Raw genomic sequence first — 14,906 nt, 5'->3', positions numbered from 1 at the left:
GGTGTGTCATTCTTTATGATTTTGCAGCGGCAGAACTTGCCTGTTGTTGCAAATGGGCGAGCACCTGATTTTTAGGGCCATAGGCCGCTAAGACGCCGTCTTTCAGGATCAATAACTTATCGGCTTTATCCAGCACGTTCTTACGGTGGGTAATAATCAGGACAGTGGTATTTTTCTGTTTCAGCTGCATCAATGCCTTTTCCAAGGCGCTTTCGCCTTGATCGTCGAGATTGGAATTGGGTTCGTCGAGAACGACTAAAACCGGATTGCCGTATATCGCGCGCGCCAAGCCGATCCTTTGGCGCTGGCCTCCGGAAAGCGTGCCGCCGCCGGCGCCAATCACGGTGTCGTATCCTTCCGGGAGTTGGAGTATCAGTTCGTGGACATCGGCCATTTTCGCGGCCTCGACCACTTTTTGCGAATCGATCTCTCCGAAACGGGCGATGTTTTCGCTGATGGTGCCTTCAAATAATTCGATGTCTTGCGGCAGGTAGCCGATAAATCCGCCAAGATGTTCGCGATCCCATTGAAAGACCTCGGCGCCATCCAGCCGTATCGCGCCATTCGCTGTAGGCCAGATACCCAACACGGCACGAGCCATGGTCGATTTTCCGGCGCCGCTCGGGCCTATGATACCAACGATATCGCCGGAATCAATGGTGACATTGATGCCCTTAAGAGCGGGTGTTTTGGAGCCCGGCGGTACGACAACCGCATTTTCCAGTTGAATATTGCCTTTAGGGTCGGGCAGTTGCATGCGTTCGCTATCGGCGGGAATTTGCAACAAGATGGCGTTCAAACGGCCATATTGGTCTCGGGCATTGATAAATCCTTTCCAGGTGCCGATCATCAAATCGATAGGCGCTAGTGCCCGCCCCATCAGAATGGAACCTGCAATCATCAAGCCAGGGGAAATTTCGCGCTCGATGACAAGGTAAGCCCCTAAACCCAAGATCAATGATTGGGACGATATGCGAATAAACTTTGATAACGAGGTCAGTATACCCGCGCGCGAACTGGCGACGGCTTGCAGGTCTAACATTTTGACAGCGCCACTCATCCAGCGTCGACGAATGTTACCCAGCATGCCCATCGATTCGATAACTTCGGCGTTGCGTAGATTTTTCTGGAGCATGCCGCGAGTGGCGATGTTTGTAGTATTGGCTTCGCTCAAGGTTTTTGACGTGACTTTTTCGTTAGCTAGGGCGACCAAGCATAACAAAATCGCCGTGACCACCGAAAACCATCCGTATAAGGGGTGAAACAAAAAGAGTAAACCGAGATAAAACGGCATCCACGGCGCATCGAAAAATGCGAATAAACCGTTGCCGGTTAAAAACTGGCGCAAACCGGTCAAATCGTCCAAGGGTTGAGTCGTGGCTCTTTGTCCGCCGGACAAGAGCGCTTGCTTGAATGCCACCTGAAACAATCGCTGGTTGAGCAGGGTTTCCAGGCGCGTACTGACCCGAACCAATATTTGCGACCTGACCCATTCCAGGGCCGCTAGCGTAACATAAAGACCCAAGACGATTAGCGTGAGCATCACTAATGTCGATTTATTTCCGGTTGAAACCACTCTGTCGTAAACCTGCAGCATGTATATCGACGGGGTAATCATTAGAAAATTGATGAGCATGCTGAAACCGGCTGCGGATAGAAAAGCGCTCTTACATAGCTTCAGCGCATCTTCTAAGTCGGATTTTTCTGTTACTTTCATGTTGTGTTTAACGACTCCTTATATTAATCCGCTATTTTTACATATTTTGCTTAGGATTAATACTAGGCTATTTGCATGAATTGACTTTAGTTGCTGCATAGTGCCTAGAACGATTATGCTTGAAAAAATATGGAGCTTTTTGGTGTTCTGCGTTGTCTGAATGAATGTTTTTGTTTGGCGCAGGGATGGCCACTGGACCTACGAAGAGATTGAGGGTTTTCGACCGGCTTTGGCCTTGCCGAGCGTATGCTGTTACCCAAGCTCCAGCTTGGGTAACCTGTTCAGGAAGCTCTAGCTTCCCGACAATCAAGAAAAATTGAACGAGCGAGTCGCGGGGCTTATTGAGAGTGAGCGGAGGTTGTGTCGGTCTCAGGAAGCTGGAGCTTCCGGGGTGTCTTTCCCAAGCTGGAGCTTGGGAAAGAGCGTGATGTGGGTTGGCCGTTTTTAGCTTGACGCGCATGGTTTGCGAACTCCGTCCTGCTAAGGATATGCTGATCTTTGGGCTTTAGCTGAAGAAACTTGCTAATCAGGTAAATCAATGCCTGACACCTTCTTATACATGACTTATGCTGAATAATTACAATGAATGTTTTTGTTTGGCGCTGAGATGGCCACTGGACCTACGAGGGGTTGATGGTTTTCGACCGACCTTGGCCTTGCCGAGCGTTTATTGTTGTAAATAGCCGAAATTGAACGAAATGAAAATTCACTTAGGAATATGCACAAAATAACTTATACAAGTAGTAGGCTTTGTGGCGGTTTGGTGACTCGCTTGACAGGACGCCGTGAATACGTCCATGTAGGCTTGACGGCCGCTATCAGATTGCCATGGATGGCATGAATGCAGATTTTGCATTACGCCATGGATGGCGTGTATTAGGGCAATGCAGGAGCAATTGCCGAGGAGCAAAAATCTGCCCTGCCGCCGACACCTGTCAATCGAGCCACCAACCCCCCTTCCGACAGTTGTCTAAGTTATTTCATGCTCGTTCCTTAAAAAACTGTTTGGCTTTTTTCTGTTTGTTTTTCTCGCTTAACGGAATCGCCGGCATGACCGACCCGGTAATCAAGGAAGAGCCGCACGAAATTTATCATGTTATTAAACATAAGACCCTGCACGAGTCAGCATCGGCTATAGCGAACCGATCCGGCATAGTATTTAAAATCGACGATGCGATCAAAGACGACATCATCACGAAAAAATTGGCTGCCGATCATTGGCAAATCGCCGTCGAGCAATTGCTGCAGAATTACAATTATGTTATTGAATTCGATCAAGGTAATGTTAAAACAGTCATCATCTCCGGCAGGAACGGGAGCGAAGTTGCCGACGACGATGTAACGTTTTCCGAACCGCTGGTCATTGAGCCTGTTTTTGCCGAAAAACTGCCGAACAAATACCGGCACTATAATCCCGGCTCGGTCATGCCGATCGATTTGCCGATGGCAAAATTGAACGCCATGAGCATTGGAGGGCGATTGACGCTCGATTTGCCCATCGGGCAATATGACATTGAGCACGATAATAAAATCGAACATCAAAACGGCCCCCTTACCTGGATAGGCCATCTAGCCGAGGAAGGTAAAGGCTACCGATTTTTTGTTTCGCAAGGCGAGGCGGGGATTATCGGCAATGTTTATACCCCGGACGGCGAATATCTCATCGACAGCGTCGAAGGCCTTACGGTGCTTGTTGACCTCGAGCGATCCGGCTTGCAAAAAGCCAGGCAGCATGAGCACGATACTATGTTGCCGCCGCCCGAGTCTTTGATACCCGTCATGAACAATCAGCCGTTACTGCGCGTTGAGGGATTAAAAGAGTCGGCCGAACTGGCCCGGGCAAGAGCCGACCAATTGGCGTCCGAGGCAGAAAGCGCTCTGGCGGAGTATGAGCAACAGAGAGATTATGTTGAACAAACGACTCGACAAGTTGAGGTCTTGCGTGACAGCTTTAATCAAGCGAAGGAAAACCGTCTAGCAGCCAGATTGACGCTGAATCAGTCTCGTGCGAATAACGCATCGAGAGAAGAGATAAGACTGGCAAGGTTGACGCTTAGGGCGGCCAGAGTAGAACTTAGAGCCGCTCGGCGCGAATTGAGAAAAACGCTTGCCGAGCATAGAAAGGCAACCAGAATCGCGAATCGGCTGCATAGAATTTACCTAAGAAAACAATCTCTTGCCGATAACGCGGAAGCCGATGCAAAAAACGCCGAAGCCGCCTATGCCGAATATTTGGCGGCATTAGACTCCCCCAACGACACGCCATTAGACAAGCCCATAGATCCGCCGAATGAGACCTCTAATACCGTTGTCGATTTAATGGTCTTGTACACGACCGGCAAACAAACCGCCGAATACGCAAGGCAACGCATTCAATTTCTGGTCGACCTTTCTAACCAGGCCCTCCTGGACTCGGGCATCAAGATGGAATTGAGATTAGTGCATACCCGGGCGACCTCTTATATTGAAAGCAACAGCAATTCCAGGGCGTTAACGGATTTAGCCTTTGATCGAGGCGCATTTAGCGGAACTGCCGCGTTACGCAATCAATACGGCGCCGATGTGGTCTTGCTGTTTAGGCCCTTATATGGTCAAACGTCCGGTAGTTGCGGCGAAGCCTATATCGGTTTTGCAAATGGCGGCGGCGGCATTCCGAATTTTGCCTTCGCGACAGTTAGCGACGGCCAGTCCAAAGACGCAAATACGAGAAGTTATTGCGGTACCGAAACCTTCCCACATGAAGTCGGCCACAGTTTCGGCTTGGTTCATGACAGAGAGTTCTCCAACGTGGCAGGCAAATTCCCTTACTCCTATGCTTGGGGGATTGATCGGAGATTCGGTACTGTCATGAGCTACTACGGACCTTCGTTACCGTTATTTGCAACGCCTTTATTGCCCCGCGCGTGCGACTCGAGCCCCTGCGGCTTTCCGGAGCATCACCCTAACGCATCGGATCAAACGAGAACCGTTAATCATACCGCGCCGATCGTTGCCGATTACCGACCCACAACCGTTCTCTTGCCCATAATAGATCCTGATTAGCAAGTTTCTTCAGCTAAAGCCCAAAGATCAGCATATCCCCTAGCAGGACGGGGTTTGCAAGCCATGCGCGTCAAGCTAAAAACGGCCAACCCACATCACGCTATTTCCCAAACTCCAGCTTAGGAAATACACCCCGGAAGCTCCCCCTTCGACATGCTCAGGGCAAGAGCTTCCTGAGACCGACACAACCTCCGCACATTCTGAATCAAACCCGACTCACTCGTTCAATCTTTCTTGATTTTCGGGAAGCTAGAGCTTCCTGAACAGGTTACCCAAGCTGGAGCTTGGGTAACAGCATAAACTTTCCTGATTAGCAAGATGCTTCAGCTTGCTGAAGCCAACTGTCCGAGCAGTGGCCAGTCGTAGCCACTTCTGCGGGACGGGTTATTTAACCCGTCCCCAACGTTTCGGTTTGCCCTAAACATTTCGGCTGACTTCGGCCAAAGTCAAAACGTTTAGAACGGGGTTGCAAACCCCGTCCTGCTAAGACAGGTTACCCAAGCTGGAGCTTGGGTAACAGCATAAACTTTTGATAGGGGTAGGGAAGATTTCTCTCCCCTCCCTCCGAACCGTGCATGCGGTTCTCCCGCACACGGCTCTCCAGTCGGTGGTTTCCTCATCGGGACAAGCTGGTGAGCAATGGTGTTATTAATTGGTGAACCCCATTACTCCGCGTTACCACGTCAGCCCGCAAACTCGGTTTGATTCGTTACCTTCGGCTCCCTTCAACGGCTGAGCCTCTTTAAGCCTTTTACCTGAGGTTGGCTTAATGGCCGTGACACCGAACGCTACCTCGTTTCCACCTTCCTACCCTTCTTTCCTATGGCCGGTTTTGCTAGCCGGCTTTTACCATCTTTTCCCCTCTCGGTTTAGGCTCGTGTTTGTTTTCTCTGTTTGCGCCTGGTTTCCCAGCGGTGCCACACTGTCCTCGCCTTGCCTTGAGCTTCCTCGACTTACGGTAATATAAGGGTTCTGACTCCTGCCACGGTCACCTCCGTAACAGGTCTCCCCAGTTTCTTCACAATACCTTCTGAACATTCCACTCCCAACCACAAGGTAGGCCCATTTATCGTTTTATCTGCCACAACAACGTAAATGATGGTTTTCAGGCTTCGTCGACTCCCAGGGGACTCGCCGCCTTACCCCGCCGAATCGGATTCGCTTTACTGCGGACTGCTCTTTTGCCTCCAGTTGCTCTCCACCCCACCTCGCGGTGACGCAGTTACTTTCAGCTACGACGTTATGGCTTACGCCGACAGGGACTTACACCCTGCTGATTTTGTGCCCTCCTGGGCGCACTGGGAGCGACGCCTTCGTCGCGATGTCGAAGCCGAGGACGTTTACGTGATCCATATCTTTTTCGAAGCCTGCAACGTTTAGCCGCCTTTTTTCGGAGCTTTGGCATTACGACTTCGATTCCGTTGTGCTTTTTTCGGCCTTGCCGTCTTCGACGATCGCGATCTGGGGATCGATCCCACAGTACTCATCACCCTTTAATGCTTAGGGCAAGCCGAAACGTTGGCGACAAGTTAAATAACCCATCCCGTAGAAGCGACTGCCATCCGCTCCCTGCTAACTGCTAACTGCTAACTGCTAACTGCTAACTGCTAACCGCTAACCAAAATCAAACCAACACCCGCTCGATCCCGCCCTTGGCCGCTTGCTTGATATAGCTTTTCATCCAATCTTCGCCGAGAACATGCCGGGCGATTTCGACGACGATGTAATCGACTTCGAGCTGATCGACGTCGCCCTTGTAACGCTGCAAGCCTTGCAGACAGGATGGGCACGAGGTCAACATCTTGACCGGCCCGTCATAATCGTCGGCGCGGAGTTTCGCGGTGTCGCGGTGCAGTTCGACCGATTTACGGTAACGCACCTGTGTCGAAATATCGGGGCGCGCGACCGCTAAGGTTCCGGATTCGCCGCAGCAACGTTCGGATTTATTGACCGGCGCGCCGAGCAGACCGTTGACGGTCTTCATCGCATCCTGTTGTTGCATCGGACTGTGGCAAGGGTCGTGGTATAAATAACGACGGCCGTTGACGCCCTCCAGTTTCACGCCTTTCTCGAGCAGATATTCGTGAATGTCGATCATGCGGCAACCGGGAAAAATCTTGTCGAATTCGTAATCGACCAATTGATCCAGGCAGGTGCCGCAACTGACCACGACGGTCTTGATATCGAGATAATTGAGCGTAGTCGCAACCCGGTGAAACAACACGCGGTTGTCGGTCGTGATTTGCTGCGCCTTGTCGAACTGGCCGGCCGCGCGCTGCGGAAAACCGCAGCATAAATAACCCGGCGGCAGCACGGTCTGCACGCCGATTTCATAGAGCATCGCCTGCGTCGCAAGACCGACTTGGGAAAACAAGCGCTCGGAACCGCAACCGGGAAAATAAAACACCGCCTCGGAATCGGTTCGGGTCTTGTTCGGGTCGCGGATGATCGGCACGATTTGATCGCTTTCGATGCCAAGCAGGGCTCTGGACGTTTTCGACGGCAACTTGCCGGGCATTTTCCGGTTCGTGAAATGAATCACATACTCTTTCATCGCCGGCTTGCCGGTCGACGACGGCGGCCGCTTGAGCTGCGCCCTACCCCATGGCCTGAGAAAAAAGTTACCCAAGCGCTGCGCTTTATAAGACCATTCGATCAATAGTTTGCGCATCAGCTTGACGCTACTCGGCCGGCCGGTCGACAGAAACGCGATCGCCGCGGTCTTGACCGGGTTGAAGCTTTGCTTGCCCATTTTGCGCAATAGATTGCGCATGTTCATCGACACATCGCCGAAATCGATATCAACCGGGCATGGATTGAAACATTTATGGCACACCGTGCAATGATCGGAGACGTCTTCGAATTCCTTCCAGTGCGTGATCGAAATGCCTCGCCGGGTCTGTTCTTCGTACAGAAAGGCCTCGATCAACAGCGACGTCGCCAGAATTTTATTACGCGGCGAATACAATAGATTCGCGCGCGGCACATGCGTCGAACATACCGGCTTGCATTTACCGCAACGCAAACAATCCTTGACCGAATCGGAAATCGCGCCGATGTCGCTTTGTTGCATGATCAGCGACTCGAAGCCCATCAGATTGAACGAGGTCGTATAAGCCGAACTCAGATCGGAACCGGGCATCAATTTACCGCGATTGAAGCGGCCTTCCGGGTCGATGCGCTGTTTGTAATCGTGGAAACCGGCCAATTCTTCGTCAGTCAGGAATTCATATTTGGTGATACCGATGCCGTGCTCGCCGGAAATCACGCCGCCCAAAGAGCGCGCCAAGGCCATGATGCGCGCCACTGCCGCGTTGGCTTCTTGCAGCATCTCATAATTATCGGAGTTGACCGGCAGATTGGTATGCACGTTGCCGTCGCCGGCATGCATGTGCAACGCCACGAATACCCGTCCTCGCAGCACATCTTTATGCGTCGCCTCGATGCGCTCGACGACCGGCCGGAAATTGTCGCCGACGAATATCTCTTTCAGGCGCGGCAGCAATTCCTGTTTCCAGGATACCATCAGCGAATAATCCTGCAGTCGGTGAAACAAGGTCGGCTGCTCGGTCAGGTTGGTCAATTCGCCGGCAACGATGCCGTATTGGGAAAACAGGGCCTCGGCCTGCGGCAACGGCAAGTCCAAATTATCATAGAGCCATTGCCAACGCTCGCGAACTTCGGCGACCACCATCAAGGCATGACCGCGCCGTTCGCCGATCAAATCGGTTTTATCGACGCCGTCCTCATAGGAACGCAAGGGTAGATCGCCTTCGAACAAATCGATCAAGGCATCGCACAAACGCAGTTTGTTGCGCAACGACAATTCGATGTTGATGCGTTCGATGCCGTCGCAATAATCGCCCATGCGCGGCAGCGGTATCACGACGTCTTCATTGATTTTAAAGGCGTTGGTATGTTTTGCGATCGCAGCAGTACGCGCCCGGTCGAGCCAGAAGGTCCTGCGCGATTCGGGACTAACCGCAACGAAGCCTTCGGCACCGCGCGCATTGCACAATCTGACGACTTCCGAAGCCGCCAAGGCGACTTGATGATCGTCGTCGCCGACGATGTCGCCGATCAACACCATTTTCGGCCGACCGCGATGTTTGGCTTTGCCGGCATAGCCGACCGCCTTGACATAACGTTCATCCAAATGCTCGAGCCCGGCCAGCATCACCCGGTCGTTACCGCTTTTCGGCAAGGCCTCCAGAAAATCACGAATCTCGACGATGGCCGGTACCGAATCGCGGACCTGACCGAAAAACTCCAGGCAAAACGTGCGCGTATAGGCCGGCATTTTATGCAATATCCAGCGCGCCGACGTGATGATGCCGTCGCAGCCTTCTTTTTGTATGCCCGGCAGGCCGCCGAGAAACTTATCGGTCACATCCTTGCCCAAGCCGTCCCGGCGAAATTTCGCACCGGGAATCTCGAGCCGCTCTTCGGACAACAATTCCTTGGCTTTGGCATCGAAACGCTTCAAGGCAAAGGTAACAAGTTCCTGGTCGTGAATCTTGCCGAAATTGTGATGGATACGCTCGACTTCGAGCCAATTGCCGTCCGGCGTCACCATGCGCCAGGATACCAAGTTATCCAGCGCGGTTCCCCACAGCACGGCCTTTTTACCACCGGCGTTCATCGCTACATTGCCGCCGATGCACGAAGCATCGGCCGAAGTCGGGTCGCAGGCGAACACCAAACCGGCGTTTTCGGCCATGTCCATTACGCGCCGCGTTACGACGCCCGCGCCAGTATGTATCGTCGCATAAGTCTGCTCGACGCCCGGTAATTGGGATTGCGGTTCGATCGGGCCCATGTCCAACAATTTTTCGGTGTTGATCACGGCCGAGTAAGGCGTCAGCGGCACCGCGCCGCCGGTGTAGCCGGTGCCGCCGCCGCGCGGAATGATGGTCAGGCCGAGTTTGATGCAATCGCGCACCAATTGGCCGACTTCTTTTTCGCTGGTCGGATATAACACGACGAACGGATATTCGACCCGCCAGTCGGTCGCATCGGTCACATGAGACACGCGGGCAAAGCCGTCGAAACCGATGTTGTCTTTGTGCGTATGCTTCGAAAACAAGGCAAGCGCCTTGCGGCGCATTTCTCGGGTACGGTCGAAATGCGCCTCGAATTCGTTCACGGCCTGATGCGTCGCTTCGATCAGCAAGGCCACGCGCCGGGCTCGATCCGGATATTCGTTTTCGTATTCGGCATGGCGCTTTTCCATTTGCCGCAGACGGTGGCGCAAGGCGTCGAGCAGAGCCTTGCGGCGTTTGCGGTTGTTCAGCAAATCGTCCTCGAGATAAGGATTACGCTGAACCGCCCAAATATCGCCGAGCACTTCAAACAGCATCCGCGCGGAACGGCCGGTCATGCGTTCTCCGCGTAGCGACTCGATGATCTGCCAGTTCTCTTCGCCGAGCAATCGAATGACGATTTCTCGGTCGGAAAAAGAGGTATAGTTATAGGGAATTTCGCGCAGCCTTTCGGACGGCGCATCGGCAACAAAGGGGGAGAGTTCGGAATCCACTGACATCCTAAGGTAATGGCGTGGTTGGAAAGTTGTATTGTAGCACTGGCGGGCAGGGTCTAAAAACTCAAAATCCGCATGGCTTTTATTTATGACCGCATAGCAACCTTTTGTTGTAATCTTTTGTGGGAGCTACGCCTTCGTCGTCCCTCTCCTAACGCTAGGTGAGGGAAAGTCGGGAGCGTTTAAGTTATCCATATCTTTTTCGAAGCCTATAATGTTTCCTGATTAGCAAGATGCTTCAGCTTGCCGAAGCCAAGTGTCCGAGCTGGGGTTAGTCGTAGTCGCAAAAACTAAAATATGCTGTTACCCAAGCTCCAGCTTGGGTAACCTGTTCAGGAAGCTCTAGCTTCCCGATAATCAAGAAAGATTGAACGAGCGAGCGGGTCGGGGGTGATTGAGAATGCGCGGAGGTTGTGTCGGTCTCAGGAAGCTGGAGCTTCCGGTGTGTCTTTCCCAAGCTGGAGCTTGGGAAAGAGCGTGATGTGGATTGGCCGTTTTTAGCTTGACGCGCATGGCTTGCGAACCCCGTCCTGCTAAGGATATGCTGATCTTTGGGCTTTAGCTGAAGAAACTTGCTAATCAGGTAATGTTTAGCCAGCATTTTTTCGGAGCTTGGCGTTGCGACTTCGATTCCGTTGTTCGTTTTTCGGCATCATCGGCTTCGACGATCGCGATCTAGGGATCGCTCCCACAGCATTAATCACCCTTTGCGATAGCGATGCCGCTCCCTCACCTATGGCTAGGCAAAGGGCAACCGGGCGCGTTAGGATAAACACGCGCGTGCTAAACTGTCATTAACCGCATTGAGCCGAATCGCCGGCTGTTTTATATTTACCGGTAAGCGTCGGGGCGTTGGTTTTGACTCCCTTTTACTATTGCAGGAAAAGGCCATGACTAAAACAGAAGACAGTGAATTTGAACAACCGTTAAACAGCGATAAACCGGACTGGGAAAACGACCCGTTGTGGTTCAAAGATGCCGTCATTTACGAACTGCACATCAAGGCTTTTTTCGACAGCGACAATAACGGCATGGGCGATTTCGAAGGATTGATACAGAAGCTCGATTACCTGCAAGATCTCGGGGTAAACACGCTCTGGTTACTGCCTTTTTACCCTTCGCCGCTGCGCGACGACGGATACGACATAGCCGACTATCGCAACATTCATCCCGATTACGGCTGTATGGACGATTTCAAGCGTTTCATGAAAGAAGCCCACCGCCGCGGTTTCAAGGTCATCACGGAACTGGTGATCAATCACACATCGGACCAACATGCGTGGTTTCAAGCTGCGAAAAAAGCGCCGCCGGGTTCCGGCAAGCGCGACTTTTATATTTGGAGCGAAACCAACCAAAAATTCCCCGAAACGCGAATTATTTTCGAGGATACCGAAAAATCGAATTGGACTTGGGACGATGAGGCTCATGCCTATTACTGGCATCGCTTTTTTTCTCACCAGCCGGATCTCAATTTCAATAACCCGCAGGTCGTCAAAGCAGTCATCAAATTGATGCGTTTCTGGTTGGATCAAGGCGTTGACGGCATGCGCCTGGACGCCATTCCCTATCTATGCGTCCGAGAGGGAACCAACAACGAAAACTTACCGGAAACGCATGACGTGATCAAACAAATGCGTGCGATCGTCGATGAACACTATCCGCATTGCGTGTTTCTCGCCGAAGTCAATCAATGGCCGGAAAATGTCCGGGATTATTTCAGTGACGGCGACGAGTGCCACATGGCCTATCATTTCCCGCTCATGCCTCGAATTTACATGGCTATCGCGCAAGAAGACCGCCATCCTCTCGTCGATATCATGCGGCAGACTCCGACGATTCCCGAAAACTGTCAATGGGCCATATTCCTGCGCAATCATGACGAATTGACCCTGGAGATGGTCACCGACAAAGAACGCGATTATATGTATCAGATGTATGTCAGCGACCCTCGCGCGCGACTTAACGTCGGAATTCGGCGCCGACTAGCCCCGCTGATGGATAACGAGCTTGATAAAATCAAACTGATGAACAGCTTGCTGCTATCCATGCCGGGCTCGCCCATCATTTATTACGGAGACGAAATCGGCATGGGCGACAACATTTTCCTTGGCGACCGCAACGGCGTCAGGACCCCAATGCAATGGAGTCCCGATCGTAACGGCGGTTTCTCCCGCGCCGACCCGCAGCGCCTATATTTGCCCCCGATCATGGACCCGATCTATGGCTATGGGGCGGTCAATGTCGAGGCGCAGTCGCGCGACCGTTCCTCGTTACTCAATTGGATGAAGCATGTTTTGACTTTGCGAAAAAATCACCAGGCATTCGGACGCGGCGAACTGGTTTTTTTACATCCCGGCAATCGCAAAATCCTCGCCTACCTGAGGTTATACGAAGACGACATCATCCTATGCGTAAGCAACTTGTCGCGGGCCGCGCAAGCGGTCGAACTTGACCTTTCGGCCTATAAAGGATGCGTGCCGGTGGAAATGCTCGGACATACGACTTTTCCGCCTATCGGCGAATTACCTTACCTACTTACCCTGCCCGGCTATAATTATTATTGGTTCCGGCTGGCCCGTAGCGAAGATGTGCCGGCCTGGCACGAAGAGCACTTATTACCCGAGGAGTTACCGACGCTAGTGCTATTCGACGGCTGGCACAGTTTTTTTCGAAACCAAGACGAATCCTGGCGTATTGCCATGTCGAAAAAAGCGCGCACTCAACTCGAAGAAAACGCGTTACCGGGCTTTGTCGCCGCACAAAACTGGCATCGTGAAATCAGCAGCGAATCGCTTGACCGTGTGCATATTAGCGATTATGCCGAATGGGGACCGAAAAACAATACATGGTTACTCACCCTAGCCCGTGTCGAACAAAAGTCCGGCGAACCTTTTCATTGTTTTTTACCGCTCGCGCTGGCATGGGAAAATCACGATCTGAAACGCTTACATGATTTGACGCCTTTCACAGTGGCTAAGGTGCGCCAGCAATCTCAAGTGGGCATTTTAGGCGATGCATTTGCCGACGAGACTTTTTGCCAAGCACTGGTTCAGGCTATAGGCGCCGGCCGAACATTCGCATGCGAGCAAGGAATCATCCGCTGTTCGCCGACCGAGGCGTTTGACGAATGTGTTGCAGAGAAAGAGATGGACCAGCTAGCCGCACAACCACCGCATACGAAAGATAATAAAACGACCGTCGCCCTGAACAATCGGTTATTTTTAAAAGGCTATAGACGCCTTCAAATCGGACGCCATCCGGAAATTGAAATAGGTTGCTTTTTGAACAATACGGCAAAATTCCGTAATACGCCGCCCATCGCCGGTGGCATAGAGTATCAGGCCGAGAATGGCGATGCCATGACCCTTGCCGTGCTGCAAGGCTATGTCAAAAACCAGGGCGACGGCTGGAGCTACACGCTCGATTATTTGGAAAGATTCCTGGAAGAATGTCTCACGACGGAACCTGTGCCTTGTCTTGCCGCAGAGAAGCATAGCGCCTATCTCATGCTCATTCAAACGCTCGGTCGACGCACAGGCGAACTGCATCAGGCATTGGGCACGGTAACTGACAATCCCGCTTTCGACCCCGAACCGGTCAGCGATGACGACCTATCGGACTGGGTGTGTCAAGCGCAAACCGAAGCGGCATCAACGCTGGATTCACTCGAACATCGCCTGAACGAGCTTGATGAAGCGGTTCAAACGGCGCTACGCCCTGTACTCGAACAACGCGAGGCGCTGATTGAGCGAATGAAAGCTTGTCTTTCCGAACCGGTAAGAGGAATTAAAATCCGCTATCATGGAAATCTTCATTTGGGGCATGTGCTACTGACCGAAAACGATTTTTTATTTACCGACTTTGAGAGCGATCCGGCGCAATTACGCGTCGACCGGCACCAAAAACATTCGCCGTTAAGAGATGTGGCGGATGTGCTAAGATCCTTGAATCATGCGGCCCATAAAGCCATGACGCTCGCCAGCGTTGAACGGCCCAATGATATCGCCAAACTAGAACCCATGATGCGGGACTGGGAAACCGAGGTTAAATATGTCTTCCTCGCCGCTTATGATGAAGCGGTAAGCAATAGCGACTTGTTTGCAAAAAATGCAGCTCCGCGCGGTCTGATCGACCTGTTTCTACTCGAAAAGGCGTTTTGCGGACTACGCGATGATTTTAGCGACTCTCCGGAAAAAATAGCCATTGAAATTAATAATATCCTAGTATTGCAGACGAGAATAGAAGCCGAGTGATATCCTCGGCATCAGCAGTTTATGAATAGCTATTCAGTCCCCTGGCAATTATCGTTCCCACGCTCTGCACTCATCATTATAGATAAATTGTAGGGTACGCTGCGCGTACCAAAGCTGTGCACTGACGGTTCGGCTGGCACATGAACATCGCAGGGTTACCATGGTACGCACAGCGTACCCTACGCGAATCGCCTAGCGTTAGGTGGTGTGTTAAGTGACAATAAATGGTATCGAGGTCTCATTGGTTAAGGTTGCAAAAGGGTAATTTTTGACTTATTTATAAAGGTGAGCGCTCTGCGTGGAAACGATAGGTGGATGTAAATAATTACGCTTATGATGCGGTATTATCGACTCG

Annotated in this window: 4 protein-coding genes; 2 read left to right on the top strand and 2 right to left on the bottom strand. The window is 51.9% G+C overall.

What is annotated here, in order from left to right:
* Positions 1 to 13: 13 nt before the first annotated feature.
* Positions 14 to 1,717 carry a type I secretion system permease/ATPase gene (locus MEALZ_RS04695; RefSeq protein WP_014147459.1) on the bottom strand — a complete coding sequence of 568 codons (1,704 nt, stop codon included), beginning with the start codon at positions 1,715 to 1,717 and terminating at the stop codon, positions 14 to 16.
* A 1,050-nt stretch (positions 1,718 to 2,767) separates the two neighbouring features.
* Between MEALZ_RS04695 and MEALZ_RS20615 the strand changes: the two genes are divergently transcribed.
* The gene (locus MEALZ_RS20615; RefSeq protein ID WP_014147458.1) at positions 2,768 to 4,759 is read left to right on the top strand and encodes a reprolysin-like metallopeptidase; all 1,992 of its coding nucleotides are present in this window, start codon (positions 2,768 to 2,770) and stop codon (positions 4,757 to 4,759) included.
* A gap of 1,624 nt (positions 4,760 to 6,383) precedes the next feature.
* Here MEALZ_RS20615 and MEALZ_RS04680 read toward each other — a convergent pair.
* On the bottom strand, positions 6,384 to 10,301 hold the full coding sequence (locus tag MEALZ_RS04680) for a DUF3683 domain-containing protein (RefSeq protein ID WP_046060990.1): 3,918 nt from the start codon (positions 10,299 to 10,301) through the stop codon (positions 6,384 to 6,386).
* 887 nt (positions 10,302 to 11,188) lie between these two features.
* Here MEALZ_RS04680 and treS point away from each other — a divergent pair.
* Entirely contained in the window at positions 11,189 to 14,551 is a 3,363-nt protein-coding gene (gene treS / locus MEALZ_RS04670; protein WP_014147456.1) for a maltose alpha-D-glucosyltransferase, read from the top strand.
* Positions 14,552 to 14,906 lie beyond the last annotated feature (355 nt).

The organism is Methylotuvimicrobium alcaliphilum 20Z, from assembly GCF_000968535.2.
Lineage (GTDB): Bacteria > Pseudomonadota > Gammaproteobacteria > Methylococcales > Methylomonadaceae > Methylotuvimicrobium > Methylotuvimicrobium alcaliphilum.
The sequence above is the reverse complement of the archived record's forward strand: the minus strand, read 5'-3'. Positions and strand labels throughout refer to the sequence as shown.

Excerpts from the sequence above, each read along its gene's own strand:
- MEALZ_RS04695 (WP_014147459.1), bottom strand. The coding sequence starts at position 1,717 with ATGAAAGTAACAGAAAAATCCGACTTAGAAGATGCGCTGAAGCTATGT.
- MEALZ_RS20615 (WP_014147458.1), top strand. The coding sequence starts at position 2,768 with ATGACCGACCCGGTAATCAAGGAAGAGCCGCACGAAATTTATCATGTT.
- MEALZ_RS04680 (WP_046060990.1), bottom strand. The coding sequence starts at position 10,301 with ATGTCAGTGGATTCCGAACTCTCCCCCTTTGTTGCCGATGCGCCGTCC.
- treS (WP_014147456.1), top strand. The coding sequence starts at position 11,189 with ATGACTAAAACAGAAGACAGTGAATTTGAACAACCGTTAAACAGCGAT.